This is a genomic window from Oryzihumus leptocrescens (assembly GCF_006716205.1).
Taxonomy (GTDB): domain Bacteria; phylum Actinomycetota; class Actinomycetes; order Actinomycetales; family Dermatophilaceae; genus Oryzihumus; species Oryzihumus leptocrescens.
The window spans coordinates 353,237-377,675 of sequence record NZ_VFOQ01000001.1 but is presented as its reverse complement, the minus strand read 5'-3'; the positions used below and the strand labels follow the sequence as shown (position 1 = coordinate 377,675).

Sequence of the window (24,439 nt, the reverse complement as noted above, 5' to 3'; positions counted from 1 at the left end):
GCCGACGCCGTGCGTCAGCGGGTCCGGTGGGCGGGTCGTGGGTTGGTCAGCTCGTAGCCGTGCTCGAGCAACGGCTTGGCGATGACGCGCTCGAGCTGCTCGACCTGGGCGTCGTTGAGGTCCCGGCGCCACGCCTGGCCGCGGCTGGCCTGGAAGGAGTGCCGGGCGAACCCGGCCTCGTACTGCGGCGTCCACTCCAGACCGAGGAAGTCCAGGACGGCCTCCATCTGGCCGCGAGGGTCGTCCATGAAGTCCTCGAGGCGCACGTCGAGCCAGTGCCCGGCCGGTGCCTGCTGGCGGGCCTCCTCGATGGCGTCCATGAGCACCTTCCAGCCGAGGCCGGCGAGCACGACGAAGGAGCGCCCGGACTCCTCCCACTCCTCGCGGTAGGCCTTCGGCAACGGGCCGAGGTACCAGCGCTCCGGCCCCTGGTAGCCGTCCCACCAGCCCATCTGCAGCCACGAGTTGGCGACCGCGCGGCCGTCGCGGATGACGTTGACGTACCTCGCCTCGGGGTACGCCGCGGACAGCAGGCCCGAGCGCGGCCACCCGGTGAGGTGGTGCATGAACATCGGCTTGCCCTGGGCCTCGATCCGGCTGTCGAAGAACTCGCGGATCCGCCCGACGAGCCAGGGCGTGGCGTCCGCGGCGGTCAGGTCACGCGTGGGCTGGGGAAAGATGCCGGACACCTGCCGCTCCAGCACCGACCAGCCCTCGGACGGGGCCACCCGTAGCCGGCCGCGCTCCAGCGCCCGCCGGCGGTCGCGGAACGGCCGCAAGGACGGGTCCCGCTCGTCGGACCTGGCGAACAGCGCGTTGTTCCAGCGGCCCTTGAGGTTGAGCCGGGAGAGCTTGTCGTCGACGTTGGACACGAAGCCGACATCGGGGTGGCGCGCCACCAGCTCGGCGACCAGCGTCGAGCCGCAACGGCCGGTGCCCAGGACGAAGGTCAGCATCGGTCGGTCAAACCCCCTGGTGTCGAAGGATTCCGGGGCGCGCGGACCGCATTCCCACCACTCCATTGCACGGGGGATGGCCGACCCGCAGATCCGGCGAAGGGGTGATGTCGATGCCATGCAATCGCCCGTCCCGGGGTCGGGCGTTCGCGGGAATGGTGGGGGCCGACCCGCTCGGCCGCGAGCCCAGGAGGGGGAACGGGGTCAGGGTCAGGTAGGCCGGAGACGCGTCCGGCGTCCCACCTGAAGGAGAGCCACATGCATTCAGCGTTTGCCCTTGCCCTCACGGCTGCCCTGGCTCCCGCCGCCGGCGACGGGGGCACCACCACGTTCGCGGACTGGGAGATGAACGACTCGTCGTCGTCGACGGTGTCCGACAGCGGGCCCAACGACCTCGACGGGACGGTCAAGGGAGGCGTCACCTCGGACGGCGAGGTGCTGACCTTCGACGGCAAGTCGGGCCAGGTGGTCGTCAAGGGCGCCACCAAGGTGCCCATCGGCAGCAGGCCCGTCACGGTCTCGGCGCGGCTGAAGATCGACGACGTCCCCGGCACCGACGTGGGCGACTACGACATCGTCCGCGCCACGCCCGGTGGGACGTTCCGGCTGGAGGTCGTGGCCCGCAAGCAGCGCAAGATCGCCCAGGCCCTGTGCTTCTTCAACGGCAGCATCACCAAGGCCAACCTCGTGGCGGGCCCGAACCTCGACGACGACGCGTGGCACACCCTGGAGTGCACGAAGACCGACAACGCCGTCACCCTGGTCGTCGACGGCAACCAGGTCAGCTCGAAGTCGGTGAAGGTCGGCAACATCACCCTGACCAAGGAGCCGATCTACATCGGGTCCAAGAACGGTGGCGACTGGTTCAAGGGCCAGCTCGACTGGGCCCGCATCGACCTGGGCTAGTCGCCCGCAGGGTCACGGTGGGCCGCGGGCCCACCTTCGCCGGCCGGTATGCCGTGTGGCTGCCGGCCGGTGGCACGCCCGGCTCGCGACCGGGTCGGCTGGTCGTCGTGGGCGCCGAGCAGCCGCTCGCGGGGCACGCGCTCGAGCCAGCTGCCGGCCAGCAGCGAGGTGACGATGGCCAGCAGCACGAGCACGGCGTAGAAGGACTGGTTGATGATGCCGGCGCCGAAGACGACCGAGGCGAGCACGATCCCCGGCCCACCGCGGGCGTTCATGGCCACCGCGAGGTTGACCGCTGCAGAGGGGGGCTGGCCCCCGAAGCGGGCGCCGGCATACACGCTGACCGCCTTCACCGCGCAGGCGAAGGCCAGGTAGGCCAGGAAGAACAACGGGTTGAAGCTGTGCAGCAGGTCCAGCTGCAGGCCCACGACCGCGAAGTAGACCGGGACGAAGAACGCGAACGCGAAGTCCTTGATCGCGACGGTGGCACCCTCCTCCGCCGGGTTCGGCGCGGTGGTGGCCGAGCCGACGATGATCCCGGCGACGAAGGCACCGAAGAACGGCTGGATCCCGAGGAAGACGCACAGCAGGCAGGCCAGCAGGAGGAAGACGAGCTGGAACGCCACGGGGCTGCGCCGGCGGACCAGGTTGACCCGGGAGGCCGCGGTGGCCCGGTAGAGCGGGCGGCCGACGAGCAGGCTCAGGCCGAGCACGCCGACCGTGGCGGCCGAGTGGTAGGCGAAGTCCCACGACGAGCCGGGGACGACACCGATGGCACCGGGCAGCCCGAACAGCGCACTGGAGGGCTCGGCGGCGGCACCGAGCGCCACGGCGAGCACGATGTAGAGCAGCACGTCCTCGACCACGGCCGCGCCGATCACGATGCGCGAGAACGGCGTTCCCAGGATCCCGAGGTCGAACATGATGCGGGAGATGACCGGGATGCTGGTGACCGCCATGGCGATGCCGAAGACGAGCAGGAACGACGTGTGGTTTCCCGACGGGCCGTAGAACGTGCGCTCGGCGATGAACGGCAGCACGGCCAGCCCCGCCAGGAACGGGATGACGGTGCCGGCGCCGAGGATCCAGGCCACCGTGCGGCCCTCGCGGCGCCGCACCGACGAACGCACCTCGATGCCGGAGCAGTACATCAGCAGCAGCAGCCCGAGCTGGTAGGTCGAGCCCAGGACGGTCGCGGTCGTCCCGTGTGCCGGGAAGAGCCAGCGCTGCGCGGCGGGGGCCAGCGCGCCGAGGACCGTCGGGCCGAGCAGGAGCCCGCCGACGATCTCGCCGATGACGCGGGGCTGGCGCAGCCGGGCGAAGAGCTCCCCGACGCCGTGCGCGGCGACCAGGATGACGACGAGGGCAAGCAGGATGTGGGCGACGTCCGCCGTGCCGAGCGCCATGCTGTTCCCCGTTCGCAGACCCGTCCGATGTTCCTTCGATTAGAGGGCCGTCCGGCAGTGCGGCCCTCGTCCACCAGTCGTAGCGCCGGGGGCTCCCCGCCCCGCAGCGCCCTCGCCCGGATGCGCGAGCCGTACCTCGGGCATCTGGTGGAGGACCCGCGGCGTGCGCTGGCCGCACCCGTTGTCGAAATCGCGGTGCCTGTTCGACATAGGGGTGTCAGGCTCACGTTGACCGAGAAGGAGAAAGACCATGGCTCAGTACGCCGTCCTGATCTACGCGGCGGACGCCGCCCACGGAGAGAACGCATCACGGGAGGAGCTCGAGCTGCACGAGCGTCACGCCCGGGAGCTGGAGGAGGCGGGCTGCATGACGGCCGCCTTCGCGCTGGAGTCGATCGCCACCGCCACGTCGATCCGCGGCGACGCGGTGACGGACGGGCCGTTCCTGGAGGGGAAGGAGGTGGTGGCCGGCTTCTACATCATCGAGGCGCCGGACCTGGATGAGGCCTTGAGGATCGCCGGCCGCAACCCGGTCGCCCGGTACGGCGGTGGCGTCGAGGTCCGTCCCGTCGCCGGCAGCTTCGTGCGGGAGCCGGCCGCGAGGTGAGTGACCTCTCGCCCGCTGTCGTGGCTGCGGCAGTCGCTGACGCGCACCGTCGGGGTTGGGCCATCGTGCTCGCCTCGACGGTGCGCGTCGCGCGCGACCTCGACCTGGCGGAGGAGTGCGTCCAGGAGGCGTACGCCTCGGCCCTGGCGGCCTGGCCCCGGGACGGCATCCCGACCAGTCCCCTGGGCTGGCTGACCACCGCGGCGAAACGCCGCGCCATCGACGCAAGCCGGCGCGAGCAGGTCCTGCGCTGCAAGCTGCCCCTGCTGGTGGAACCCGAGGCGCACGAGGTGGGGGACGCGGCCGGGGCGTGGGTGGACCAGACCGCCGACCACATCACCGACGAGCGGCTGCGACTGGTCTTCCTGTGCTGCCACCCTGCACTGGCCCAGGAGGCCCAGCTCGCGCTGACCCTGAGGCTGGTGTGTGGGATCCCCACCGCGGACATCGCCCGGTCGCTCCTCGTGTCCGAGACCACCATGAGCGCACGACTGACCCGAGCGAAGAAGAAGATCTCGACCGCCCGTATCTCCTACCGCATGCCGTCCCACGCCGAGCTCCCCGACCGGCTGCGCGGGGCGCTCGGGGTGATCCACCTGCTGTTCACCATGGGCCACACCGCGCCGTCGGGCGCCTCCCTGGTGCGCACGGACCTCGTGGAGCAGGCGGTGCACCTGGCCCGCATGCTTCACCAGCTGATGCCCGACGAGCGTGAGGTCCGCGGCCTGCTCGCCCTGCTGCTCGTCACCGACGCACGACGGAGCACCCGGGTCGACGACCAGGGACGGCTGGTGCGCCTCGCGGAGCAGGACCGGTCACGGTGGGACCGGAAGGCGGTCGCCGAGGCACACGACCTCATCGTCGCGGGACTGCGCGCCGGGCCGCCCGGTCGCTACCTCCTGCAGGCAGCCATCGCCTCCTTGTATGCCGAGGCGGCCACCTTCGAGGAGACCGACTGGCCCCAGATCGTCCGCCTGTACGACCAGCTCGTTGCGGTCTGGCCGTCCCCCGTGGTGGCGCTGAACCGCGCCGTGGCGGTGGCGGAGGTCTCGGGACCGGCGCAGGCCCTCGCCGAGGTCGAAGGCCTGGAAGGCACCGGCGCGCTGGAGTCCTACCAGTACCTCCATGCCATCAAGGCCGACCTGCTTGCCCGTCAGGGGCGCCGCGAGGAGGCGGCCGCGGCATACCGGCGGGCGCTCGACCTGACCCGCAACGACGCCGAGCGGGCCTTCCTGGCCGAGCGCGCGGGCCAGGGAGCCTGACCCTCGCGCGGGCGCCCGAAAGGTCAGCCGCGCAGCAGGCAGAACGGGTGGCCGGCCGGGTCCGCGAGGACCCGCCACCCGCGCGGGTCCACGTGCAGCAGCGTGGCCCCGAGGCCGAGGGCCTGTTCCTGGGCCCGGTCGAGGTCCGGGACGTCGAGGTCGAGGTGGACCTGCTGCGGGTGCTCGCCGTCGGGCCAGCGCGCCGGCCGGTGGTCGGCCACCCGCTGGAAGGCGAGCACCAGACCGGCACCCGTGTGGAGCGTGGCGAAGTCGTCGTTCACCGCCCAGCGCCGGTCCGGGCGGTTGACCTCACCGCCCAGCAGCTCCCGGTAGAACCGGGCGAGCCCGGTCGCGTCCGGACAGTCGAGGACCACACACTGCAGGTTGCCGATCACCAAGCTGTCCCCCTTCGACATGTCACGGGTCGGCACCCTACGGCAGCCGCGCACCGGAGTCGCGGCAGCCGGGCGAGGTCGCGAGCGGGCGGCCTACTCCGCGCGTCGGGCCGGTTCTGCCGCGGCGGGCTGAGCGTCGGCCTGCCCCGACGCGATGACGTCCTCGACCACGTCAGGGCTGACCAGGGCCCAGACGGTCTTGCCCTCCACACCGTTGAGCACCGCTCCCCATTCGGCGCTCAGGGCGTCGATGAGGCGCAGGCCACGACCACCGGGACCGTGGAGGTCCTTCGTCCATCGAGGCAGGCGTGTCGAACCATCCGTGACGCTGAGGTGCAGCGTGTGCTTCCCCGGTTGCGAGAGCCGGACGATGAAGTCGGTGCGGGCGTGGAGGACCGCGTTGGTGGCCAGCTCGCTGAGAACGACCGCGGCGGCGTCGCCGACGGACTGGAGGCTCCACAGGTCGAGCGCCTCCCGCAGGAACCGCCGGGTGTGCGAGACGGAGACCGGCTCCGGGGGCCAGATGCGTTCAAGGGACGGTGGTGACGTGTCGGTGGTCATGGTGCAGCGCCGTAGGTGGGTTCTGCGTCGGCCCCGCCGTGAGCCACCGCGACGCGGTGGCCGTTCCCTGACCGGACTCTGACTACCTTCAACAGTACGCCCGTCGGCGACGCCGAGCCCTGTGCGGCGGCTAGGACGTGTGTTGCGTCAACGACGGCCAGCCACCGTCGGAGCCGAACCGCGCTGCCCAGTAGTGGGGGTTCACGTCACGAAGGCTGCGGCTGCTCCAGCCGGACGCGCTGGCAGGGTCGGACACGCCGACCTGGACGTCCGGCACCCAGAGCGCCAGCCGTTCCTGGCAGACGCCGCACGGGGCGTACACGTGGAGCTGCGCGCTTCCCTCGTCGCGGCCCGCGCAGCCGGAGGCCACGACGATGGCGTTCTGTGTGTACGCCTGGCACAGGGCGCCCACCTCATGGCAGAGCACGACGCCGGGGTTGATGTTGTCGAGGCAGACGCTGGTCAGGATCGAGCCGTCGGAGAGGTACACCGCGGCGGCGCCTGCCTGCTCACCGGCCGGCCAGCGGCGTTCCATCTGGTCGACCGCGGCATCCAGCAGTCGTTGGTCCACGTCCACGTTGGGCGACTCCCTGGTCTGGTTCCGGTGCGGGGCTAGGGGCGGGCGGCCTTGCCGTCGAGCCAGAGGGTGTCGGACTCGTCGCGGTGGGAACCCGTCGAGCCGACGTGCTTGGCGTCGATCTGCGGACCCTTCTTGATCACGTGGACCAGTGCCATCGCGTGACCATGGCCGAGGCCGTAGTCCTCCTTGAGCCAGGCGACGACCACACCGGCCTTGGTCGCGGGGTCGTCGTAGCCGCGCTGCTGCGCCAGCTCGATGAACTGACGCGGGGTGAGGCCGGTCTTGGCCTCGATGTTGTCGAGATACGCCTGGAAGGACATGGGTGTGTGCGTTCTCCCCTCGGAACGTTTGGCACGTGGGAGAGCGCCGGGCCGACCCGACCCCGATCGGCCGGTCCCGAGGCTCGTGGGTGGAACGTAAGGCATGGCACCGACGGGAGGCCACCCGCTGACCTGCGGTTTTGTGCTCCCCGGGTAGGAATCGAACCTACGTCGCTTGTCCTGATTCAAAGTCAGGCGGGCCCTGCCAGCAGACCAACCGGGGAACGTCCCTGAAGAGGACGCGCTCAGGGTAGCGGCCACCCGGCATACGGGAGGAATCGCGCACGACCACCCCCGACCGGAGCCCCACCGCCCGGCCGCATGGCTAGCCAACCTACGCAAACGTAGGTTACGTTGGCGTAAGTTGTTCTCGACGGAAGGCCCCGTGCCATGACCACGTTCGCCCCCGAGCCCACGCGGCTCACGGATCCGCCCGCCGCCACCCAAGGAACCACCCAGAGCACCCCACCCTTCGAGCACAAGGGCACCGGCGAGCAGATCGCCCTGGGCTTCTTCATCGTCGTCCCGTTCCTGGCCCTGCTGGCCGCCGTCCCCATCGCCTGGGGCTGGGGCCTGGGCTGGCGAGACCTGGTCCTCGCGTTCGTGATGTACGCGATCGCCGGCCACGGGATCACCGTCGGTTTCCACCGCTACTTCACGCACGGCTCGTTCAAGGCCCGGCGCTGGCTGCGGGTGACCCTCGCCGTCGCCGGCTCGCTGGCCATCGAGGGCCCCGTCATCCGCTGGGTGGCCGACCACCGTCGCCACCATGCGTTCTCCGACCGCGAGGGCGACCCGCACTCCCCGTGGCGCTACGGCGAGACGGTCCCCGCGCTCATCAAGGGCCTGTGGTGGGCCCACATGGGCTGGCTGTTCGACACCGAGCAGACGCCGCGCAGCAAGTACGCCCCGGACCTCATGGCCGACAAGGACATGCAGCGCGTCGAGCGTGCGTTCCCCGCGCTGGTCGTCGTCTCGATGCTGCTGCCGGCGCTTCTCGGCGGCCTGCTGTCCATGTCCTGGCAGGGCGCGGTCACCGCGTTCTTCTGGGCCTCCCTGGTGCGGGTCGGCCTGCTGCACCACGTGACCTGGTCGATCAACTCGATCTGCCACGCCATCGGCGAGCGCCCCTTCGTCTCGCGCGACAAGTCCGGCAACGTGTGGTGGCTGGCCCTGCTGTCCATGGGCGAGTCGTGGCACAACCTGCACCACGCCGACCCCACGTGTGCCCGCCACGGCGTCGAGAAGGGCCAGATCGACTCCAGCGCCCGCATCATCTGGCTGTTCGAGAAGACCGGCCAGGCGTGGGACGTGCGCTGGCCCAAGCAGTCCCGGCTCGACGCGCGCCGCGTGGCGGCGTGACCCCGGCGGCGCCGGCTCCGCGGCTACATCGCCGCGAGCCGGCGGCGCACCTCCATGACGTCCGCGGCCTGCCAGTCGGAGTGGTCGTTGTGCCACCCGCGCAGGTCGTGGAACGCCGGATCGTCGTTGGCCATGGCGTGGCCGATCACCCGCGAGGTCGGGATGCCCCACTGCGCCTGCAGCTGGTGCACCAGGCGCAGCACCGAGGTGATCTGCGCGCGCCGCGCCAGGATCTGCTGGTCGGCCCAGTGCGCGCTGTTGCCCGAGGTCGACTGCACCATCTCGATGCCGATCGCCTTGTCGTTCAAGCCGATCGTGTGCCGGCACAGCACCGTCACCGGCACGATCGCGTAGACCCGGCCGTCCTGGTCGACGATGAAGTGCGCGCAGGTGCCCGGCAGCTCACCGGTGTTGGGCACGTCCTGGGCGAAGGTGTTGCGCGCCGAGGACATCGTGGTGGTCTCGGTGAAGTGCAGCACGACCATCGAGGGCCGCAGGTGCCAGCTGGCCACCCCGTAGTGCCGCTTCGCGTAGCTCGCGGTCTCGGCCTTCCGCTGAGTGGAGAACGGGATGTATGCCGCGACGACCGGCACCCGCGCGGCACTGCCGCTGCTCCGGGTCGGGGTCGTCGTGGCCCGCGCTGACGCGCGGCTGGCCGACTGCATGGTGCTCGGCCGCGGCGATGCGGCGGCCGTCGTGGTGGCCGGCGTCGCGCTTCTCACCGTCGACGAGGACGGCGTGGACGGCATACCGCTGGTCGCGGCCTGCCGCGGACCGCACGCGCCGAGCAGCACTGAACCACCCACCAGAGCCAGCGCGAAGCCGGCGCCGCTGAGGCTGCGAAGGAGCCGAGCACGTGACGTCACAAGGTGACACGGTAGCCCGGGCGGCCGCAGCCGGCCGCGCCGGCAGGCATGATGGGCCGGTGACCTCTCCCCGGGACAAGCCCGACACCCCTGCCGCCGCGCGATCGCGGATGACCGGCAAGCAGCGCCGTGAGCAGCTGATCGAGATCGGCCGGAAGCTGTTTGCCGACAAGGGGTTCGAGGGGACCACCGTGGAGGAGATCGCCGCCAAGGCGGGGGTGTCCAAGCCGGTTGTCTACGAGCACTTCGGGGGGAAGGAAGGGCTCTACGCGGTCGTCGTCGACCGCGAGATCCGCACCCTGCTCGACGGCATCACCGGCGCCCTGACTACCAGGGGGAGCTCCCGGGCCCTGCTCGAACAGGCAGCCCTGGCGCTGCTGGACTACATCGAGGGCTCGACCGACGGCTTCCGCATCCTCGTGCGGGACTCCCCCGCCGGGCAGTCGACCGGCTCCTTCGCCAGCCTCATCAGCGACGTGGCCTCGCAGGTCGAGCACATTCTCGCCGCCGAGTTCAAGCGCCAGAAGCTCGACCCCAAGACCGCCCCGATCTACGCCCAGATGCTCGTCGGCATGGTCGCGCTCACCGGCCAGTGGTGGCTGGACTCGCGCAAGTTCAAGAAGGCCGACGTGGCCGCGCACCTGGTCAACCTCGCATGGAACGGCCTGGCCGGGCTCGAGGCCAAGCCCTCGCTGCGCGCGCTGAAGGGCTGAGGTCACCCGGTCCGCGAGGCGACCAGCAGGTCGCGCGCCTCGGTGGTGCTCACCTGCCCGAAGCGGCGGTACCACTCCCCCACGCTGTGCAGGCGGGCCGGCTCCTCCAGCACGACCAGCTCGTCGTAGTCGTGCTCCAGCAGCGGCACGACCTCCGGTGAGGCGACCGGCACCGCCAGGAGCACGTGCCCCGCACCGCGATGCCGCAGCACCGCTGCCGCCGCGCGGGCGGTCGCACCAGTGGCCACGCCGTCATCCACGACGACCACCGTGCGGCCCTTCACGTCCAGCGCAGGGGCGTCCCCGCGCAGCTCGGCGGTGACCTGCTCGACCTGCTCGGCAGCGGCCGCCACGAGGCGGCGGATCTGCTCCGGACTCAGCCCGCTGGCCTCGACCACGCGCTGGGTGAACGCGACCGCGCCCCCCTCGCCGACAGCGGCCAGCGCCAGCTCGGGCTGCCAGGGCACGCCGACCTTGCGCACCACGAGCACGTCGAGCGGCGCGCCGAGCGCGGCAGCCACCTCGGCCGCCACCGGCACTCCGCCCCGGGGCAGGCCCAGCACGACCACGTCGCTGCCGTGCCGCTTGGCCAGCTCGACGGCCAGCCGCTTCCCGGCCTCTCGTCGGTCCGTGAACACGCAGCCAGTCTGACCCGGCCGCGCCCTGCCGTGACCGGGCCGAAGGTCAGGCCTGCTGGAACTCCAGCCGATTGCCCACCGGGTCGTCGGTGTGGAACCGGCGCACGCCCGGCAGGTTGTCGTCCCAGCGCACCTCTGCCCCGGCCGCCCCGACCCGCTCGGCGAGGGCGTCGACGTCGGTCACCGCGATGCCCGGGTGCGCCTTGCGGGCGGGAACGAACGGCTCCTCGACGCCGCAGTGGATCTCGCAGGTCCCGGCCCGGAACCAGGCACCACCGCGCGCGGCGAGCGCGGGCGGCTTGGCCAGCTCCTGCATCCCGAGCACGCCGGCATAGAAGGCGCGCAGCGTGTCCTCCGACCCGGCGGGGCACGACACCTGGACGTGGTGCAGTCCGGCGATGAAGCTCATGTCCTTGTCCTCCAAGGGTTTTCAGGCCCGGGTGCGGGCGACGGCGAAGATGCGGCGGAACGGGAAGAGGGTGCCGAAGTCCTGGCGGGGGTACGCCTCACGCAGCCGGTCGGCATACGCCTGGAGGAACTCCGCCCGCTCCTGGGCACCGGTGAGCACGTCGAGCACGGGCCGGAGCGCGGTGCCCTTGGTCCACTCCAGCACCGGGCAGTCCTGCTCCCCCGCCGGGTCGAGCACCTGCTGGTAGGTGGTCTCCCAGACATCGACCGCACAGCCCAGCCCGGCCAGCAGTGCGGTGTATGCCGCGGGCTCGGCCACCGGGGCCCCGTGCCGCAACGCAGCCAGGAGCTCGGTGCTGCGCGGCGCCGCGGCGGCGGTCTCGCGCAGGAGGCGGTGGGAGGGTGCCTCGAAGTTGCCCGGCACCTGCATGGCGAACCACCCGCCGGGGGCCAGCGCCCCCACCCAGCGGGTGATGAGCTCGAGGTGACCGGGCACCCACTGCAGCGTGGCGTTGGTGACGAGCAGGTCGATGCCGGTGGGCGGTTCCCAGTCGGCGACGTCGGCCCCGACCCACTCCACGCGGCCCTCGGGGTCGCCGGCGCGCGCCTGCTCGAGCATCTGCGGGGAGGTGTCGACGCCGACCACCCGCGCGGCCGGCCAGCGCTGGGCCAGGCCGAGGGTCAGCGCCCCGGAGCCGCAGCCGAGGTCGACGACCAGGCGGGGGTCCTGCACGCGCACGCGGGCCAGGAGGTCGGCGAACGGGCGGCTGCGGTGGTCCTCGAACACGGCGTACTGCGCGGGGTCCCACGTCACCGGTCGGGCTGGGGTCATGGACCCTCCTCCGCTCTCCTTGAGATCAAGTTTCTTGATATCAAGATACTTGACGGCCGCTAGACTTTCCAGCATGTCCGCCACCCCCGCCGACGAGGTCGACCGGATCGTCGACGCGTGGGCGCGCGAGCGGCCGGACCTCGACGTCTCGCCGCTGCACGTGCTCTCGCGCGTCTCCCGCCTGGCCCGGCACCTCGACCTCGCCCGCGGCTCCGCCTTCGCCGAGCACCACCTCGAGGGCTGGGAGTTCGACGTGCTCTCGGCACTGCGCCGCGCCGGCGAGCCCTACCAGCTCTCGCCCGGCTCCCTGGTCCAGCAGACGCTGGTCACCAGCGGCACGATGACCAACCGGGTCGACCGGCTCGAGCGGCGCGGCCTGGTCCGGCGCAGCCCCGATCCGTCCGACCGCCGTGGGGTCATCGTGGCGCTGACCCCCGCAGGGCGCACCGTGGTCGACGCCGCGATGGCCGACCTGCTCCAGCGCGAGCGGGAGCTGCTCGCCGAGCTGCCGCAGGGTGAGCGCGACGACCTCGCCGGCTTCCTGCGCCGGCTGCTCGCCCCGTTCGAGCGCTGAGCCCTCGGAGCACTGAGCCCTACGCCGTGCCGTAGCGGCCCAGGACCCAGTCGCGGACCACCACGGCCACCGCGGAGAAACCGTCCCCGGGGAACGGGCCGGCCGCGAGGGTGTCCCACCCGTGCCCGGAACCCACCGGGAGGAACCGCTTGTGCCGCGCTGGCGCCGCGGCCACGAGCTCCCGCAACCGGCCGGCATCGGTGTCGGGGTCGTTGTCCGCGGCCACCACCAGGGTCGGCATCGTCAGGCGCGGGAGGGCCTTCGCCGTGTCCATGCCGAGGAACTCCACGGGGCCGGAGAGGTCGACCACCGCGTCAGCGTGCACGCGCTGCGCCGTCACGGTCACCGCCGTGCCGCCCATCGAGGCACCCACGAGCGCCACCCGACGCGCGCCGTGCGCCCGCACCCAGGCCACCGCCATCGCCACCTGCGTCGGGAGGTCGCCGGCGAACTCCGAGCCCAGGTCACACCGCGAGTCCCCGTGACCACACAGGTCCAGCAGCACCGACCTCACGCCCTGCCCGCCCAGCCACACGGCATACGGCCAGAAGCCGCACAGGCCCTGCCGGCCGGTCTCGTGCACGAACACCGCGACCGTGGGACCGGTGCCGACCACCGCGCCCGTGAGGGTGTTGCCGGCGGGGCCGCCGATCCGGATCGGCGTGGCCGCGGCGTTGGGCAGGCCGCACCGGGCCACCACGGGGTTGGCGGGGTGACCGGAGCTCGTCGCGGACGGGCTGGGAGTCGACGCCGTCGGGCCGCTGCCCGTCGTCGTCGCGGACGTCGAGGTGAGCGGCGCCGGGGCCGCCGCACCTCCGGATGACGGCGCCGCGCAGGCACCCACCGCCAGCATGGCGAGGACCGCCACTGCCGCCATACCGCGCCATCGACGCGCCGCTCCGCCCCTCGTCATATGTCGGACCTTACATATGCCTTACGGTCGCGTCCATGACCGCGTCGACGTCATCCCTGGGTTATGCCGTGCTGGGCCTCCTCGCCCGCTCGGCCGCGACCGGCTACGACCTGACCCGGCGCATGCACCGGCCCGTGGGGTGGTTCTGGACGGCCGCGCACAGCCAGGTCTACCCCGAGCTGGCCCGGCTGGAGTCCGGCGGCCTCGTCGAGCACGACGTGGTCGAGGGCGCCGGACCGCGGCCGACCAAGCGCTACCGGCTCACCCGCGCGGGCCGCGTCCGCCTGCGCGACTGGGTGGCCGAGCCCGCCGAGCGGGCGCCGGACCGCGACCCGCTGATGCTCAAGGTCTACTCCCTGTGGCTGCTGGACCGTCCGCAGGCGGTGGCGCTGGTCGAGGCCACGCGCACCGACCACGCTGCGCGGCTGGAGGTGTATGCCGCGCAGGAACGCGAGATGCAGGCGCGCCCCGAGGCGCTGGCGGACCCGGGCACGCGCGAGTTCGCCGCGTGGGCGACGCTGCGCGCCGGCATCAGCTTCGAGCAGCACCGCCTCGACTGGTGCGACTGGCTGCTCGCGCGGCTGCGCGACTGACGAGCACGCGCGCCGTCCGGCGGCGGCGGGCGGGACTAGCCGGCGACCTCGGCTGCGGCCAGCCAGGCCATCTCGAGCGACTCCCGCTCGTCGACCACCTCGCGCAGCTTCGCGTTGAGCTCCAGCACCGCCTGGTGGTCGGTCGCCTGGGCGGCCATGTCGGCGTGGATCCGCTCCTCGCGCTCGGCGAGGCGGGTCAGCTGCTTCTCCACCCGCGCCATCTCCTTGCGCGCCTCGCGCACCTCGGCTGCTGACGGGCCCTCCGCCGACGCGCTCGCCGAGGCCGGCGCCGGCACGGTCGCACCTGAGGGGCCGCCGTTCGCGGCCTGCTCGGCGGCGTGCCGCAGCGCGAGGTACTCCTCCACCCCACCGGGCAGGTCACGGACCTTGCCGTCGCCGAGCAGCGCCACCTGACGGTCGCACATCCGCTCGAGCAGGTAGCGGTCGTGGGAGACGACGAGCAGGGTGCCGGCCCAGCCGTCGAGCACGTCCTCCAGCGAGGTGAGCGTCTCGATGTCGAGGTCGTTGGTCGGCTCGTCCAGCAGCAGCACGTTGGGCTCGGCCATCATCAGCCGCAGCAGCTGCAGCCGGCGCCGCTCCCCACCGGACAGGTCGCTCACCCGGGTGCGCTGGCGGCTGCCGGTGAACCCGAGCCGCGTGGCCAGCTGGCTGGCGCTGACCTCCTTGTCGCCGAGCGTGGTGAACGCCTTGACGTCCTCGATCGCCTCGATGACCCGCCAGTCCTCGAAGCGCTCGAGCTCGCGCACCTCCTGGGTCAGGAACGCCAGAGACACGGTTTTGCCGACCTTCCGGTTGCCGGCGGCCAGCGGCACGTCACCGCTGACGGCCCGCAGCAGGGTCGACTTGCCGGCACCGTTGACGCCGACGATGCCCACGCGCTCACCGGGCGCGAGGCGCCAGGTGACCTTGTCCAGCAGGACCCGTTCGTCCACCGCCACGGTGGCGTCGACCAGGTCGATGACGTCCTTGCCCAGCCGCGTGGTGGCGAACCGCATCAGCGACACGTCGTCGCGCGGCGGCGGCTCGTCGGCGATCAGCGCCGAGGCCGCCTCGATCCGGAACTTGGGCTTGCTCGTGCGCGCCGGCGCCCCGCGGCGCAGCCACGCGAGCTCCTTGCGCAGCAGGTTGGCGCGCCGGTCCGCGGTCACCGCGGCCACCCGCTCGCGCTCCGCCTTGGCCAGCACGTATGCCGCGTAGCCACCTTCGTAGGAGTGCACCTGGCCTTCGGCGACCTCCCACGTGGTCGTGGCGACCGCGTCGAGGAACCACCGGTCGTGGGTGACCGCGACGACGGCGGTGCCGGGGCCGGTGCGCCGGGTGGCCAGGTGCTGGGCCAGCCAGGCGACCCCCTCGACGTCGAGGTGGTTGGTCGGCTCGTCGAGCAGCAGCAGGTCGGGATCGGCGACCAGCAGCGCGGCGAGGGCCAGGCGGCGCCGCTCCCCGCCGGAGAGCGGCCCGACGGTGGCCTCGAGGCCGCCCACGTCGCGGGCGTCGACCCCACCGAGCAGGCCGTCGAGCACGTCGCGGATCCGCGGGTCGCCCGCCCACACGTGCTCGGGCCGGTCGCCGAGCACGGCCTGGCGGATGGTCGCAGCCGGGTCGAGCGTGTCGACCTGGCTGAGCATGCCGACGGTGAGGTCCCCGGTGCGGGTGACCCGGCCCTCGTCGACGCCCTGGACGCCGGCGAGCACCTTCAGCAGCGTGGACTTGCCACCGCCGTTGCGGCCCACGATGCCGATGCGGGTGCCGCCGTTGACCCCCAGGGAGACGACGTCGAGGACGAGGGTGGTGCCGAGCGCCAGGGACGCGCGCTCGACGGAGACGAGGTTGGCCACGGTCAGTCGACCCTCGTCACGCTCGGGCCGGGCACGACCTGGGCACCGTGCACCGGGCCGGTGGCGCGCTTGACCCCGGCGGCGAGGCCCGACGCGGCCAGCGCGACGGCCAGGTCGAGCGCGACCTCGGCGTCGGGCACGATGAAGGCCACGGTCGGCCCGGAACCGGACACGAGGCCGCCCAGGGCGCCGCACTCCGAGCCGAGCTCGAGCACCTCGCGCAGCTGCGGCTGCAGGGACAGGGCGGCGGGCTGCAGGTCGTTGACCAGCGCCTTGCCCAGCGCGGCGGCGTCGCCGGAGCGCAGGGCGGTCATCATCGCCGCCGTGGGCTGTGGCGGCGGCACGTCGCGCCCCTCCCGGAGCCGGTCGCACTCGGCATACACCCTCGGGGTGGACAGGCCGTTGTCGCTGAACGCGAAGACCCACTGGTAGGAGCCGCGGGCCAGGACGGGCGCGAGCTGCTCGCCGCGACCGGAGCCGACCGCCGTGCCGCCGGCGAGGGCGAACGGCACGTCGCTGCCGATCTCGCCGGCCAGCTGCTCCAGCGCGTGCCGGGGCGTGCCCAGGCCCCACAGTGCGTCACAGGCCAGCAGGGCCCCGGCGGCATCGGCCGAGCCTCCGGCCATGCCCCCGGCGACGGGGATCTCCTTGTGGATCGCGATGCCGACCGGCTCCTCGATGCCGGCCGCCTCGGCCAGCCGGCGCGCAGCACGCAGCGCGAGGTTGTCGCCGCCGTCAGGCACGAGGTGGGCCTCGGCGCCGGAGACGGTCACGGACCAGTCGTCTGCGGGGCGCACGGTGACGTCGTCGTACAGGCTGACCGCCTGGTAGACGGTCGCCAGGTCGTGGAACCCGTCGGGGCGCAGGGGCCCGACGATGAGCTCGAGGTTGACCTTGGCGGGCACCCGGACCGTGACCGAGCGGGAGGGCGGCACGGCGAGACTCATGAAGGACACCCTAGGGCGAGGCGGGCGGAGGCGATCCGGGCGAAGGCGTCGATGTCGAGCTGCTCGCCGCGGGTGCGCGGGTCGATCCCGGCGGCGACCAGGACCTCCTCGGCCCGCGGCGCGGACCCGGCCCAGCCGGCGAGCGCGGCGCGCAGCGTCTTGCGGCGTTGGGCGAAGGCCGCGTCGATGCAGGCGAAGACGTCCTCCCGGCTGGCGTCGGTCACCGGTGGGTCGCGCCGCACGAGCGACACCAGGCCGGAGTCGACGTTGGGCACGGGCCAGAAGACGTTGCGCCCGACGTGGCCGGCAAGCCGGACGTCGGCGTACCAGGCGGCCTTGAGGCTGGGCACGCCGTAGACCTTGCTGCCCGGGCCCGCGGCCAGCCGCTCGGCGACCTCGAGCTGGACCATGACCAGCACGCGACGGATCGTCGGGAAGTGCTGGAGGAAGCCGAGCACCACCGGCACGGAGATGTTGTAGGGCAGGTTCGCCACCAGCGCGGTGGGCTGCGGGTCGGGCAGTTCGCGCACGGTCAGCGCGTCGGCGTGCACCAGCGAGAGCCGGTCGGCGTGCTGGGGCGCCAGCGACGCCACGGTCTGCGGCAGCGCAGCGGCCAGCGTCGGGTCGACCTCGACGGCCACGACCCGGGAGACCTCCGGCAGCAGGGCCAGGGTCAGCGACCCCAGACCCGGGCCGACCTCGACGACGACGTCCTGCGGCCCCACGCCCGCCACCCGGACGATACGGCGCACCGTGTTGGCGTCGACGACGAAGTTCTGCCCCCACTGCTTCGTCGGCCGGACATCCAGCCGCGCCGCGATCTCGCGGATCTGCGCGGCCCCGAGCAGCCCGGCGACGGTGCCGTGCTCGTCGTTGTCAGCCATGCCCTGCAGCCTAGGGGGAACAGCACTGTGGCCCCGAACCGGCGAGGTCCGGGGCCACAGTCACTGCGGGTATGCCGTGCAGCTCAGGCACGCGGCAGGTGCGACACAGAGGTTCGCGCCTGCGGTGTGTGCCTCAGAGGTTCTTGCCGCAGACCGGCCACGCGCTGGCGCCGACCCGGCTGTAGAGGATCTGCGCCCGCTGGGTCTGCTCGGCTGACGAGGCGTCGATCGGGCTGCCGGAGCCACCCACCGAGTTCCACGTGCCCTGGTCGAACTGGTACAGGCCGTAGTAGGTGCCGGACGGGTCAACCGCGCGGGGGTTGCCGCCGGACTCGCACTGGGCCAGGGCGGCCCAGTTCAGCCCGCCGGAGGACGGGATGGGGCCGGAGGAGGTGGTCGGCGCCTTGGTGCCCACCGCGATGACCGAGGCCACCGGCTGCGAGACCACCGTGACGGACTTGGCGACACGGCTGGCCAGCTTGCCGTTGACGAAGGTCTGCGCGTAGGTGACCCGCTTCGAGCCCGCCTTGCCGGCCGTGACCGTCTTGGTGGTGCCCTTGGTCAGCGAGGAGTCCGAGCGCTTGGTGACCGGCGCCGCGATGGGCTCGGTGACCGTGACCGTCTTCTGCGTGAGCCGGTCGATGGTGATGGTCGTGCCCTGGGCGGTGAGCGGCGTGCCCAGACCGGGCTTGACCTTGTCGATCGGGCCCACCGGGACCTTGAGCTCGGCGAGCGCGTCACGGACGGTGGCGCCGGTGGTGGTCGCGGTGCGGGTGTGGCCGTCGGCCTTGATGGTCACGTCCTTGGGAGTGCCGATCGTGACGGACAGGCCCTGACGGCCCAGGGGCATGTCACGCGAGACGCTCAGCCTGGCGCCGTCGGCGCGGATGCCGAGCTGCTGCAGGGCCGAGGCGACCGTGGTCGCGGTCGTCCAGTAGCTCTTCTGCTTGCCGTCGAGGGTGACGGACAGGACGCGGCCGTAGCGGACCGCGATCTTCTCGCCGTCGTGGAGGGGGGAGTTCAGGGAGGGGGCGACCGTGTCGTGGGGGCCGAGCGTGATGTGCTGCTTGGCCAGAAGGTCTCCCACGTTGTCGCCGAAGGTGTGGACCGAGGAGGTCTTGCCGTCCACCGAGAGGGCGACTGCCTTGTCAAAGCTCGTAAAGCCGACTGCGGCGGCAACGGCTGTGGCAACGACAGCGGCCTGGGCGATGCGCCGAACCGGGAATGTGATCACGATGCTCCAGAGCTAGGGCTCCCCGGGCACGGACTCGACCGGCTCGTCATCACGTCGGCTGGGGCCCCTCACGGAAGCGTGACCCGCTGTCAGGCAGGTCGGTCCAGCAACGAACAAGGGGCTCGCGGCATCGCCGCGCGCCCCCCGATGCGCGCCGACCGAGGGTGTTCCGATCCCGGCCAACAGCCCTCCACCATGCCGACGGGGCATGGAAAGGTCAACTGGAGGTAAATGACAGGCATGTGGTTCGCCAACCCTGGATGACCGGTCACCAGGGGCCGTAGACACGCTCCGAGGTGGCCGCGATCGCGGTGCACAGCGACGGCACGTCGACGTTCAGGACCCCCGCCATGGCCCGCACGGTGAGGGGCACGAGGTAGGAGGCGTTGGGGGCCCCGCGGTGGGGCGACGGGGTGAGGTAGGGGGCGTCGGTCTCGACCAGCAGCTGGTCCAGCGGGGTCACCGCCAGGGCGTCCCGCAGGCCGGCCGCGTTCTTGAACGTCACGGTGCCGGAGAAGCTCAGGACGTAGCCCCGCGCGACGCACTCGCGGGCCATCGCGATGTCGCCCGAGAAGCAGTGCAGGACGGTGTGGTCGGGGGCGCCCTCCTCCTCGAGGATGCGCAACACGTCGTCGTGGGCGTCACGGTCGTGGATCTGCAGCGCCTTGCCCGTGCGCTTGGCGAGGTCGATGTGCCACCGGAACGAATCCTGTTGGACCCCAACGCCTTCGGGGCCCGTGCGGAAGTAGTCCAGTCCGGTCTCGCCGACCACCCGCACCCGCGGGTGGGCGGCCAGCCGCTCGATCTCGGCATACGCGTCCTGCAGCTCGCCGCGGGCCTGGAGCCGGGGCGCCTCGTTGGGGTGCAGGGCCACCCCACCCAGCAGCGCGGGATACCGGTCGACGACCTCGACGGTGAACCGCGCGCCGGGCAGGTCGCACCCGATCTGGACCATCCGCGGCACCCCGACCGCGGCCGCCTCGTCGATCGCCTGCTGCAGGTCCGGCGGGGCCTCGCCGTCGCGGCTGATGTCGAGATGGGTGTGGTTGTCGACGACCGGGATCGGCAGCGGGTCCGGCGCCGGCGGGCGGTCCGCGTGGCTCACTCGGCGGCCCCGTCGCCACCCAGTCGCGCCAGCTCCTCGTCGACGACCGAGGGGTCGAGCTTGGTGAAGATCGGTGTGGGTTTGTTCACAGATGCACCCACGTCCACGGGTCGAGACGCCCATTCCGGAGTGTGGGAGTACTCGCCGGTGATCACCGGGTAGGGGTGGCCGTCGTCGAGGTCGGTGACCTCCTCGATGACGGGCATCGGCATGAACTCGCCCGTGCCGCCGAAGGTCGCGTGCACGGCGTTGGCCGAGTGCGGCAGGAACGGGGACAGGATCGTGTTGCAGTCGAGCACCGCCTGCGCCGTGACGTGCAGGATCGTGCCGAGGCGCTCCCGCTCGTCCTCACCCTTGAGCTTGAACGGCGCCTGGTCGGTGACGTACTTGTTCACCTCGCCGACCACGCGCATCGCCTCGGCGATGGCCTGCCGGAGCCGGTGCCGGCCGATCAGGTCGCCCACGGTGTCGAAGCCCTCGCGCACGGTCGCCAGCAGCTTCTCGTCGTCGTCGGTGAGCTCACCGGCGGGCGGGATCTGCCCGAAGCTCTTGGCGATCATCGACGCCGTCCGGTTGACCAGGTTGCCCCAGCCCGCGACGAGCTCGCCGTTGGTGCGCGTCACGAACTCGCGCCAGCTGAAGTCGCTGTCCTGGCTCTCCGGCGCGGCGGCGCACAGGAAGTAGCGCAGCGCGTCGGGTTGGTAGCGCGAGAGCACGTCGCGCACGTAGATGACGTGGCCGCGCGAGGAGGAGAACTGCTTGCTCTCCATCGTGAGGTACTCGGAGGAGACGACCTCGGTGGGCAGGTTGAGCACGCCGTACTCCCCCGGCTCGCCGCCGTGGTCGCCGCGGCCGGCGTAGGCCAGCAGCTCGGCCGGCCAGATCTGGGAGTGGAAGGTGATGTTGTCCTTGCCCATGAAGTAATACGAAAGAGCGGGCTCAGGCCCTGCGCCCTCAGTCCACCACTCGCGCCAGCGCTCGGGCTCGCCGAGCCGGCGGGCCCACTCGACCGAGGCGGACAGGTAGCCGATGACCGCGTCGAACCAGACGTAGAGCCGCTTGGTCGGCTGCTCGCGCCACCCGTCCAGCGGCACCGGGATGCCCCAGTCGATGTCGCGGGTCATGGCGCGGGGCTTGATGTCGTCGAGGATGTTGAGGCTGAACCGGATCACGTTGGGACGCCACGTGCCCGAGGCCTCCCGGCCCTCCAGCCACTCGCGCAGCGCACCTGCGAGGGCGGGCAGGTCGAGGAAGAAGTGCTGGGTCTCGATGAACTCGGGCACCTCGCCGTTGATCTTCGAGCGGGGGTTGATGAGCTCGGTCGGGTCGAGCTGGTTGCCGCAGTTGTCGCACTGGTCGCCGCGGGCCTCGGCGTAGCCGCAGATCGGGCAGGTGCCCTCGATGTAGCGGTCCGGCAGCGTGCGCCCGGTCGACGGCGAGATCGCGCCCTTGGTGGTGCGCTCGATCATGTAGCCGTTCTTCCAGACCTGGGTGAACAGCTCCTGCGCGACCGCGTAGTGGTTGGCCGTCGTCGTGCGGGTGAACAGGTCGTAGGAGCAGCCGAGGGCGTGCAGGTCCTCGACGATGACCCGGTTGTTGGTGTCCGCGAGCTCGCGGGCGGTCACGCCCTCCTTGTCGGCCTGCACGAGGATCGGCGTGCCGTGCTCGTCGGTGCCGGAGACCATGAGCACGTCGTGCCCCGCCATCCGCATGTACCGGCTGAACACGTCGGAGGGCACGGCGAACCCGGCCACGTGGCCGAGGTGCCGCGGACCGTTGGCGTACGGCCAGGCGACTGCAGACAGGACCTTGCTCATGCCCCGAATCCTAGGGGTGAGGTGCATCCCCTTTTCCGCTGCGTGGGTGGTGGTTGCCACCGGAGGTGTCATGATCGCCGGGTGCCCGACCTGCGCGAGACCCTCGACGTCGCTGCCCCCGCGGACCTGGTCTACGACCTCGTCGCTGACCTGCCCCGCATGGGTGACTGGTCCCCCGAGTGCGAGAAGGTGACGTGGCGCGGCGGCGCGACCGAGGCCGCCAAGGGCGCGGAGTTCATCGGGCACAACCGCGCCGGGTCGATCCGCTGGGTCACCCAGGGCCGCGTGGTCAGCGCCGAGCGCGGCCGCAACCTGGCCTTCGAGATCACCTTCGGGCCGATGCCGGTAGCGCGCTGGGAGTACTTCATCGTCCCGACGGCGCACGGCTGCACCGTCGTCGAGGAGTGGACCGACCGTCGCCCCGGCTGGTACCGCGTGCCCGCGGACAAGGCCTTCGGCCCGCGGCTGAAGACGAACCGCCGCGGCATCCATAAGACGCTGGAGAACCTCAAGCGGGCAGCCGAGCGCCTCCCCGCCTGACCCTCAGCCGCGCCGCGCGGCGACGGCAGCGTCATACAGGGCCTTCTTGGACAGCCCGGTGCTCGCGGCGACGTCGGCCGCGACGTCCTTGAGCCGCTCCCCGGCCGCCACCCGCTCCTGTATGACGCGCAGCGCCTCACCGGGGTCGCTCACCGCCGCGGGGGCACCCCCGACGACGATCGTGATCTCGCCCCTGACGCCGTCGGCCGCCCAGGCGGCCAGCTCGGCCAGGCCGCCGCGGCGGACCTCCTCGTAGGTCTTGGTCAGCTCGCGGCACACCGCCGCCGGGCGGTCGGCCCCGAACGCCTCGGCCATCGCGGCGAGCGTGGCGTCCAGCCGGTGCGGCGCCTCGAAGAAGATCATGGTGCGCCGCTCGTCCTTGAGCGCGGCCAGGGCCCGGGCCCGCTCACCGGGCTTGCGCGGGGCGAACCCCTCGAAGCAGAACCGGTCGACCGGCAGGCCAGAGACGGCCAGGGCCATGAGCACCGCACTCGGGCCCGGCACGCAGGTCACCCGGACGCCGGCCTCCACCGCGGCCGAGACCAGGCGGTAGCCCGGGTCGGACACCGAGGGCATGCCGGCGTCGGTGACCACGACGACGCGGGCGCCCTCGCGCAGCCGCTCGAGCAGCTCGGGGGTGCGGGAGGACTCGTTGTGCTCGTGGTAGCTGAGCACCGACCCCGTGGGCTCGACCCCCAGCGCGGAGCACAGCCGCTTGAGCCGCCGGGTGTCCTCGGCCGCGACGACGTCGGCGGCGGCGATCTCCCGTGCCAGCCGGGGCGCGGCGTCCTGGGGGTCGCCGATCGGGGTGGCGGCCAGGACCAGCACGCCGTGGTCGGGGGCGGGCTCACCGGGGCTGGTCATCACTGGTCGATCCTCTCAGGTCTGTCCTACAGTCGAGCGACCCGGCGGTGCCGGACCTGAACGACCCGGCAGGGCCGCCGTGAGCCAGTGGGGGACACATGAGCAGCACAGACGTCGGGGCTGGGACAGCCCTGGTGCAGAGCTTCCGCGCCGCCGCGGGCGGGCGGCTGTCGGCGAGCCCGGTGATCAGCACCCTGCTGCTGGCGGTCGTGGCCGAGCCGGAGCTGGGGGCACCGCTGGAGGCCGCCGGTCCGGAGGCCCGCCTGCAGCCCACGCGGCTGTTCACCGCCGTGCACCACCTGCTGCGGACGACGCTGCCCGAGCACCCGCTGGCCCACTACTACCCCGTCCTCGAGGGGCCGTACCCACCGGACGGCGGGCTGGTCGACGCCTTCCGGGACCTGGTCTCGACCCATGGCGAGGAGCTCGGCCGGTTGTGCCGGCGGCCCCTGCGGCAGGACGACCCGCTGGTCTGGTCGATCGTGCGCCCCGCCGTCTCCCGCGCCGCGGCCGCCCACCCCGGGCGCCCGGTCGCCCTCGTCGAGCTCGGCGCCACGGCCGGGCTGGGCCTGCTGCTGGACCACTACCGCTTCGACTACGGCACCGACCTGGTCGGCGACGGCCCGGTGCACCTCGCCTGCCGCCTGCTCGGGGACACCCCGCGGGACCTGCACCAGCCCTTCACCGTGGGCAGCCGGGTCGGCCTGGACCCGGACCCGGTGGACGCCGCCGACGTCGACGCGGTCGACTGGCTCCTGTCCGGGGTGTGGCCCGAGGACGTCTCGGCCCTGGACCGGCTGGAGTCGGCGCTGTCGCTGCTGCGCGAGGTCGAGGTCGACCTGCGTGGCGGCACGCTGCCCGACCTGCTGCCGACGGCCCTGGCCGAGATCCCGGACGACGAGCTCCCCGTGGTCGTCGGCAGCCCGGCCCCCGGCCGGACCCCCGCGAACGCCCCCCTGGCGGCCGTGCCGGCCCAGCTGGCCGCCGCCGGTCGCGACCTGGTCTGGGTCACGGCCGAGCCGGCCGGCCGGGCGCTGCCGCTCGTGACCGCCGGCCCCGTCGAGGCGGTCGCGGCCGAGCACGTCCTCACGGCGGTCACCTACCGGGACGGGTCCGTGGCCGAGGTCAGCCTCCTCGGCCGGTTCGACGCGCGGCGGACGTGGCTGGACTGGGACCCGACCCCGCTGGCGCCGCGGTGAGCCGCGTCGCCGGCCACACGGCATACCGGATGTTGTGGCGCGAGACCCGGTGACCACGCCCGTGCTCCTTCCAGCGGCCACAGACCCCCTGCATACGATGA

Annotated in this window: 27 protein-coding genes and 1 tRNA gene; 9 read left to right on the top strand and 19 right to left on the bottom strand. The window is 72.5% G+C overall.

What is annotated here, in order from left to right:
* Positions 1-14: 14 nt before the first annotated feature.
* Positions 15-956, bottom strand: a complete 942-nt coding sequence (locus FB474_RS01925) for a sulfotransferase family protein (RefSeq protein WP_185746001.1) — start codon at positions 954-956, stop codon at positions 15-17.
* A gap of 258 nt (positions 957-1,214) precedes the next feature.
* Here FB474_RS01925 and FB474_RS01920 point away from each other — a divergent pair, with 258 nt between their 5' ends.
* Positions 1,215-1,862, top strand: a complete 648-nt coding sequence (locus FB474_RS01920) for a LamG-like jellyroll fold domain-containing protein (protein ID WP_141787116.1) — start codon at positions 1,215-1,217, stop codon at positions 1,860-1,862.
* On the opposite strand, the gene FB474_RS01915 is transcribed toward FB474_RS01920, so the two are convergent.
* Positions 1,859-3,268: a cation:proton antiporter gene (locus FB474_RS01915; RefSeq protein WP_141787115.1), complete on the bottom strand. Its 1,410-nt coding sequence runs from the start codon at positions 3,266-3,268 to the stop codon at positions 1,859-1,861. The two genes, FB474_RS01920 and FB474_RS01915, sit on opposite strands and share 4 nt — an antisense overlap.
* 250 nt (positions 3,269-3,518) lie before the next feature.
* Here FB474_RS01915 and FB474_RS01910 point away from each other — a divergent pair, with 250 nt between their 5' ends.
* Together FB474_RS01910 and FB474_RS01905 are read left to right on the top strand one after the other, a co-directional pair.
* On the top strand, positions 3,519-3,875 hold the full coding sequence (locus FB474_RS01910) for a YciI family protein (RefSeq protein ID WP_141787114.1): 357 nt from the start codon (positions 3,519-3,521) through the stop codon (positions 3,873-3,875).
* Positions 3,876-3,940: 65 nt separating this feature from the next.
* Positions 3,941-5,137 carry an RNA polymerase sigma factor gene (locus FB474_RS01905; RefSeq protein WP_141787113.1) on the top strand — a complete coding sequence of 399 codons (1,197 nt, stop codon included), beginning with the start codon at positions 3,941-3,943 and terminating at the stop codon, positions 5,135-5,137.
* A gap of 23 nt (positions 5,138-5,160) precedes the next feature.
* Here the strand turns inward: FB474_RS01905 and FB474_RS01900 are convergent, their stop codons facing one another.
* The 5 genes from FB474_RS01900 to FB474_RS01880 all read right to left on the bottom strand — a co-directional run bounded on the left by FB474_RS01900 (position 5,161) and on the right by FB474_RS01880 (position 7,217).
* Entirely contained in the window at positions 5,161-5,553 is a 393-nt protein-coding gene (locus FB474_RS01900; protein ID WP_221632402.1) for a VOC family protein, read from the bottom strand.
* Positions 5,554-5,625: 72 nt separating this feature from the next.
* Entirely contained in the window at positions 5,626-6,093 is a 468-nt protein-coding gene (locus FB474_RS01895; RefSeq protein ID WP_141787112.1) for an ATP-binding protein, read from the bottom strand.
* A gap of 130 nt (positions 6,094-6,223) precedes the next feature.
* The gene (locus FB474_RS01890) at positions 6,224-6,670 is read right to left on the bottom strand and encodes a cytidine deaminase (protein WP_141787111.1); all 447 of its coding nucleotides are present in this window, start codon (positions 6,668-6,670) and stop codon (positions 6,224-6,226) included.
* Positions 6,671-6,705: 35 nt separating this feature from the next.
* The gene (locus tag FB474_RS01885) at positions 6,706-6,993 is read right to left on the bottom strand and encodes a DUF4287 domain-containing protein (protein ID WP_141787110.1); all 288 of its coding nucleotides are present in this window, start codon (positions 6,991-6,993) and stop codon (positions 6,706-6,708) included.
* A 145-nt stretch (positions 6,994-7,138) separates the two neighbouring features.
* A tRNA-Gln gene (locus FB474_RS01880) sits at positions 7,139-7,217 on the bottom strand.
* Between the two features lie 166 nt (positions 7,218-7,383).
* Between FB474_RS01880 and FB474_RS01875 the strand changes: the two genes are divergently transcribed.
* Positions 7,384-8,355 (top strand): acyl-CoA desaturase, encoded by a 972-nt coding sequence (locus tag FB474_RS01875; RefSeq protein WP_141787109.1) that lies wholly within the window; start codon positions 7,384-7,386, stop codon positions 8,353-8,355.
* 23 nt (positions 8,356-8,378) lie between these two features.
* Here FB474_RS01875 and FB474_RS01870 read toward each other — a convergent pair whose 3' ends face one another.
* On the bottom strand, positions 8,379-9,221 hold the full coding sequence (locus FB474_RS01870; RefSeq protein ID WP_141787108.1) for a peptidoglycan recognition protein family protein: 843 nt from the start codon (positions 9,219-9,221) through the stop codon (positions 8,379-8,381).
* Between the two features lie 110 nt (positions 9,222-9,331).
* On the opposite strand from FB474_RS01870, the gene FB474_RS01865 reads away from it, so the two are divergent.
* Positions 9,332-9,934: a TetR/AcrR family transcriptional regulator gene (locus FB474_RS01865; protein ID WP_141789746.1), complete on the top strand. Its 603-nt coding sequence runs from the start codon at positions 9,332-9,334 to the stop codon at positions 9,932-9,934.
* Between the two features lie 2 nt (positions 9,935-9,936).
* Here FB474_RS01865 and FB474_RS01860 read toward each other — a convergent pair whose 3' ends face one another.
* The 3 genes from FB474_RS01860 to FB474_RS01850 are packed head-to-tail and all read right to left on the bottom strand — an operon-like array spanning position 9,937 to position 11,812.
* Positions 9,937-10,572: a phosphoribosyltransferase gene (locus tag FB474_RS01860; protein ID WP_185746000.1), complete on the bottom strand. Its 636-nt coding sequence runs from the start codon at positions 10,570-10,572 to the stop codon at positions 9,937-9,939.
* Positions 10,573-10,618: 46 nt separating this feature from the next.
* Positions 10,619-10,981 (bottom strand): VOC family protein, encoded by a 363-nt coding sequence (locus tag FB474_RS01855; RefSeq protein WP_141787106.1) that lies wholly within the window; start codon positions 10,979-10,981, stop codon positions 10,619-10,621.
* Positions 10,982-11,002: 21 nt separating this feature from the next.
* Positions 11,003-11,812 (bottom strand): methyltransferase domain-containing protein, encoded by an 810-nt coding sequence (locus FB474_RS01850; protein WP_141787105.1) that lies wholly within the window; start codon positions 11,810-11,812, stop codon positions 11,003-11,005.
* A gap of 73 nt (positions 11,813-11,885) precedes the next feature.
* On the opposite strand from FB474_RS01850, the gene FB474_RS01845 reads away from it, so the two are divergent.
* Complete coding sequence (locus tag FB474_RS01845) at positions 11,886-12,386, top strand: MarR family winged helix-turn-helix transcriptional regulator (RefSeq protein WP_141787104.1); 501 nt, start codon at positions 11,886-11,888, stop codon at positions 12,384-12,386.
* Between the two features lie 19 nt (positions 12,387-12,405).
* On the opposite strand, the gene FB474_RS01840 is transcribed toward FB474_RS01845, so the two are convergent.
* Complete coding sequence (locus tag FB474_RS01840; protein WP_141787103.1) at positions 12,406-13,299, bottom strand: alpha/beta hydrolase; 894 nt, start codon at positions 13,297-13,299, stop codon at positions 12,406-12,408.
* A gap of 35 nt (positions 13,300-13,334) precedes the next feature.
* Here FB474_RS01840 and FB474_RS01835 point away from each other — a divergent pair, with 35 nt between their 5' ends.
* Positions 13,335-13,892, top strand: coding sequence for a PadR family transcriptional regulator (locus tag FB474_RS01835; RefSeq protein WP_141787102.1), 558 nt, complete (start codon positions 13,335-13,337; stop codon positions 13,890-13,892).
* Positions 13,893-13,927: 35 nt separating this feature from the next.
* Here FB474_RS01835 and FB474_RS01830 read toward each other — a convergent pair whose 3' ends face one another.
* The 6 genes from FB474_RS01830 to metG form a co-directional block, all read right to left on the bottom strand.
* Positions 13,928-15,748: an ABC-F family ATP-binding cassette domain-containing protein gene (locus FB474_RS01830; RefSeq protein WP_141787101.1), complete on the bottom strand. Its 1,821-nt coding sequence runs from the start codon at positions 15,746-15,748 to the stop codon at positions 13,928-13,930.
* Between the two features lie 2 nt (positions 15,749-15,750).
* Entirely contained in the window at positions 15,751-16,695 is a 945-nt protein-coding gene (locus FB474_RS01825) for a 4-(cytidine 5'-diphospho)-2-C-methyl-D-erythritol kinase (protein WP_141787100.1), read from the bottom strand.
* Entirely contained in the window at positions 16,692-17,579 is an 888-nt protein-coding gene (rsmA, locus tag FB474_RS01820) for a 16S rRNA (adenine(1518)-N(6)/adenine(1519)-N(6))-dimethyltransferase RsmA (protein WP_141787099.1), read from the bottom strand. The genes FB474_RS01825 and rsmA overlap by 4 nt, the downstream gene beginning before the upstream one ends.
* 133 nt (positions 17,580-17,712) lie before the next feature.
* Positions 17,713-18,708, bottom strand: a complete 996-nt coding sequence (locus tag FB474_RS01815) for a resuscitation-promoting factor (protein ID WP_141787098.1) — start codon at positions 18,706-18,708, stop codon at positions 17,713-17,715.
* A 373-nt stretch (positions 18,709-19,081) separates the two neighbouring features.
* The gene (locus FB474_RS01810) at positions 19,082-19,918 is read right to left on the bottom strand and encodes a TatD family hydrolase (protein WP_185745999.1); all 837 of its coding nucleotides are present in this window, start codon (positions 19,916-19,918) and stop codon (positions 19,082-19,084) included.
* Positions 19,915-21,735 carry a methionine--tRNA ligase gene (gene metG / locus FB474_RS01805; protein ID WP_141787097.1) on the bottom strand — a complete coding sequence of 607 codons (1,821 nt, stop codon included), beginning with the start codon at positions 21,733-21,735 and terminating at the stop codon, positions 19,915-19,917. Before metG ends, FB474_RS01810 begins: the two co-directional genes overlap by 4 nt.
* 81 nt (positions 21,736-21,816) lie before the next feature.
* Between metG and FB474_RS01800 the strand changes: the two genes are divergently transcribed.
* A complete protein-coding gene (locus FB474_RS01800; RefSeq protein ID WP_185745998.1) occupies positions 21,817-22,275 on the top strand; it encodes an SRPBCC family protein in 459 nt (152 codons plus the stop codon).
* 3 nt (positions 22,276-22,278) lie between these two features.
* Here FB474_RS01800 and rsmI read toward each other — a convergent pair whose 3' ends face one another.
* On the bottom strand, positions 22,279-23,139 hold the full coding sequence (rsmI, locus tag FB474_RS01795; protein WP_141787095.1) for a 16S rRNA (cytidine(1402)-2'-O)-methyltransferase: 861 nt from the start codon (positions 23,137-23,139) through the stop codon (positions 22,279-22,281).
* Positions 23,140-23,237: 98 nt separating this feature from the next.
* Between rsmI and FB474_RS01790 the strand changes: the two genes are divergently transcribed.
* On the top strand, positions 23,238-24,338 hold the full coding sequence (locus tag FB474_RS01790; protein WP_141787094.1) for a DUF2332 family protein: 1,101 nt from the start codon (positions 23,238-23,240) through the stop codon (positions 24,336-24,338).
* Positions 24,339-24,439 lie beyond the last annotated feature (101 nt).

What these genes read in the sequence shown, in the direction of transcription:
- FB474_RS01925 (WP_185746001.1), bottom strand. Translation starts at nt 956, where the DNA reads ATGCTGACCTTCGTCCTGGGCACCGGCCGTTGCGGCTCGACGCTGGTC.
- FB474_RS01920 (WP_141787116.1), top strand. Translation starts at nt 1,215, where the DNA reads ATGCATTCAGCGTTTGCCCTTGCCCTCACGGCTGCCCTGGCTCCCGCC.
- FB474_RS01915 (WP_141787115.1), bottom strand. Translation starts at nt 3,268, where the DNA reads ATGGCGCTCGGCACGGCGGACGTCGCCCACATCCTGCTTGCCCTCGTC.
- FB474_RS01910 (WP_141787114.1), top strand. Translation starts at nt 3,519, where the DNA reads ATGGCTCAGTACGCCGTCCTGATCTACGCGGCGGACGCCGCCCACGGA.
- FB474_RS01900 (WP_221632402.1), bottom strand. Translation starts at nt 5,553, where the DNA reads ATGTCGAAGGGGGACAGCTTGGTGATCGGCAACCTGCAGTGTGTGGTC.
- FB474_RS01895 (WP_141787112.1), bottom strand. Translation starts at nt 6,093, where the DNA reads ATGACCACCGACACGTCACCACCGTCCCTTGAACGCATCTGGCCCCCG.
- FB474_RS01885 (WP_141787110.1), bottom strand. Translation starts at nt 6,993, where the DNA reads ATGTCCTTCCAGGCGTATCTCGACAACATCGAGGCCAAGACCGGCCTC.
- FB474_RS01875 (WP_141787109.1), top strand. Translation starts at nt 7,384, where the DNA reads ATGACCACGTTCGCCCCCGAGCCCACGCGGCTCACGGATCCGCCCGCC.
- FB474_RS01865 (WP_141789746.1), top strand. Translation starts at nt 9,332, where the DNA reads ATGACCGGCAAGCAGCGCCGTGAGCAGCTGATCGAGATCGGCCGGAAG.
- FB474_RS01855 (WP_141787106.1), bottom strand. Translation starts at nt 10,981, where the DNA reads ATGAGCTTCATCGCCGGACTGCACCACGTCCAGGTGTCGTGCCCCGCC.
- FB474_RS01850 (WP_141787105.1), bottom strand. Translation starts at nt 11,812, where the DNA reads ATGACCCCAGCCCGACCGGTGACGTGGGACCCCGCGCAGTACGCCGTG.
- FB474_RS01845 (WP_141787104.1), top strand. Translation starts at nt 11,886, where the DNA reads ATGTCCGCCACCCCCGCCGACGAGGTCGACCGGATCGTCGACGCGTGG.
- FB474_RS01840 (WP_141787103.1), bottom strand. Translation starts at nt 13,299, where the DNA reads ATGACGAGGGGCGGAGCGGCGCGTCGATGGCGCGGTATGGCGGCAGTG.
- FB474_RS01835 (WP_141787102.1), top strand. Translation starts at nt 13,335, where the DNA reads ATGACCGCGTCGACGTCATCCCTGGGTTATGCCGTGCTGGGCCTCCTC.
- FB474_RS01825 (WP_141787100.1), bottom strand. Translation starts at nt 16,695, where the DNA reads ATGAGTCTCGCCGTGCCGCCCTCCCGCTCGGTCACGGTCCGGGTGCCC.
- rsmA (WP_141787099.1), bottom strand. Translation starts at nt 17,579, where the DNA reads ATGGCTGACAACGACGAGCACGGCACCGTCGCCGGGCTGCTCGGGGCC.
- metG (WP_141787097.1), bottom strand. Translation starts at nt 21,735, where the DNA reads ATGAGCAAGGTCCTGTCTGCAGTCGCCTGGCCGTACGCCAACGGTCCG.
- rsmI (WP_141787095.1), bottom strand. Translation starts at nt 23,139, where the DNA reads ATGACCAGCCCCGGTGAGCCCGCCCCCGACCACGGCGTGCTGGTCCTG.
- FB474_RS01790 (WP_141787094.1), top strand. Translation starts at nt 23,238, where the DNA reads ATGAGCAGCACAGACGTCGGGGCTGGGACAGCCCTGGTGCAGAGCTTC.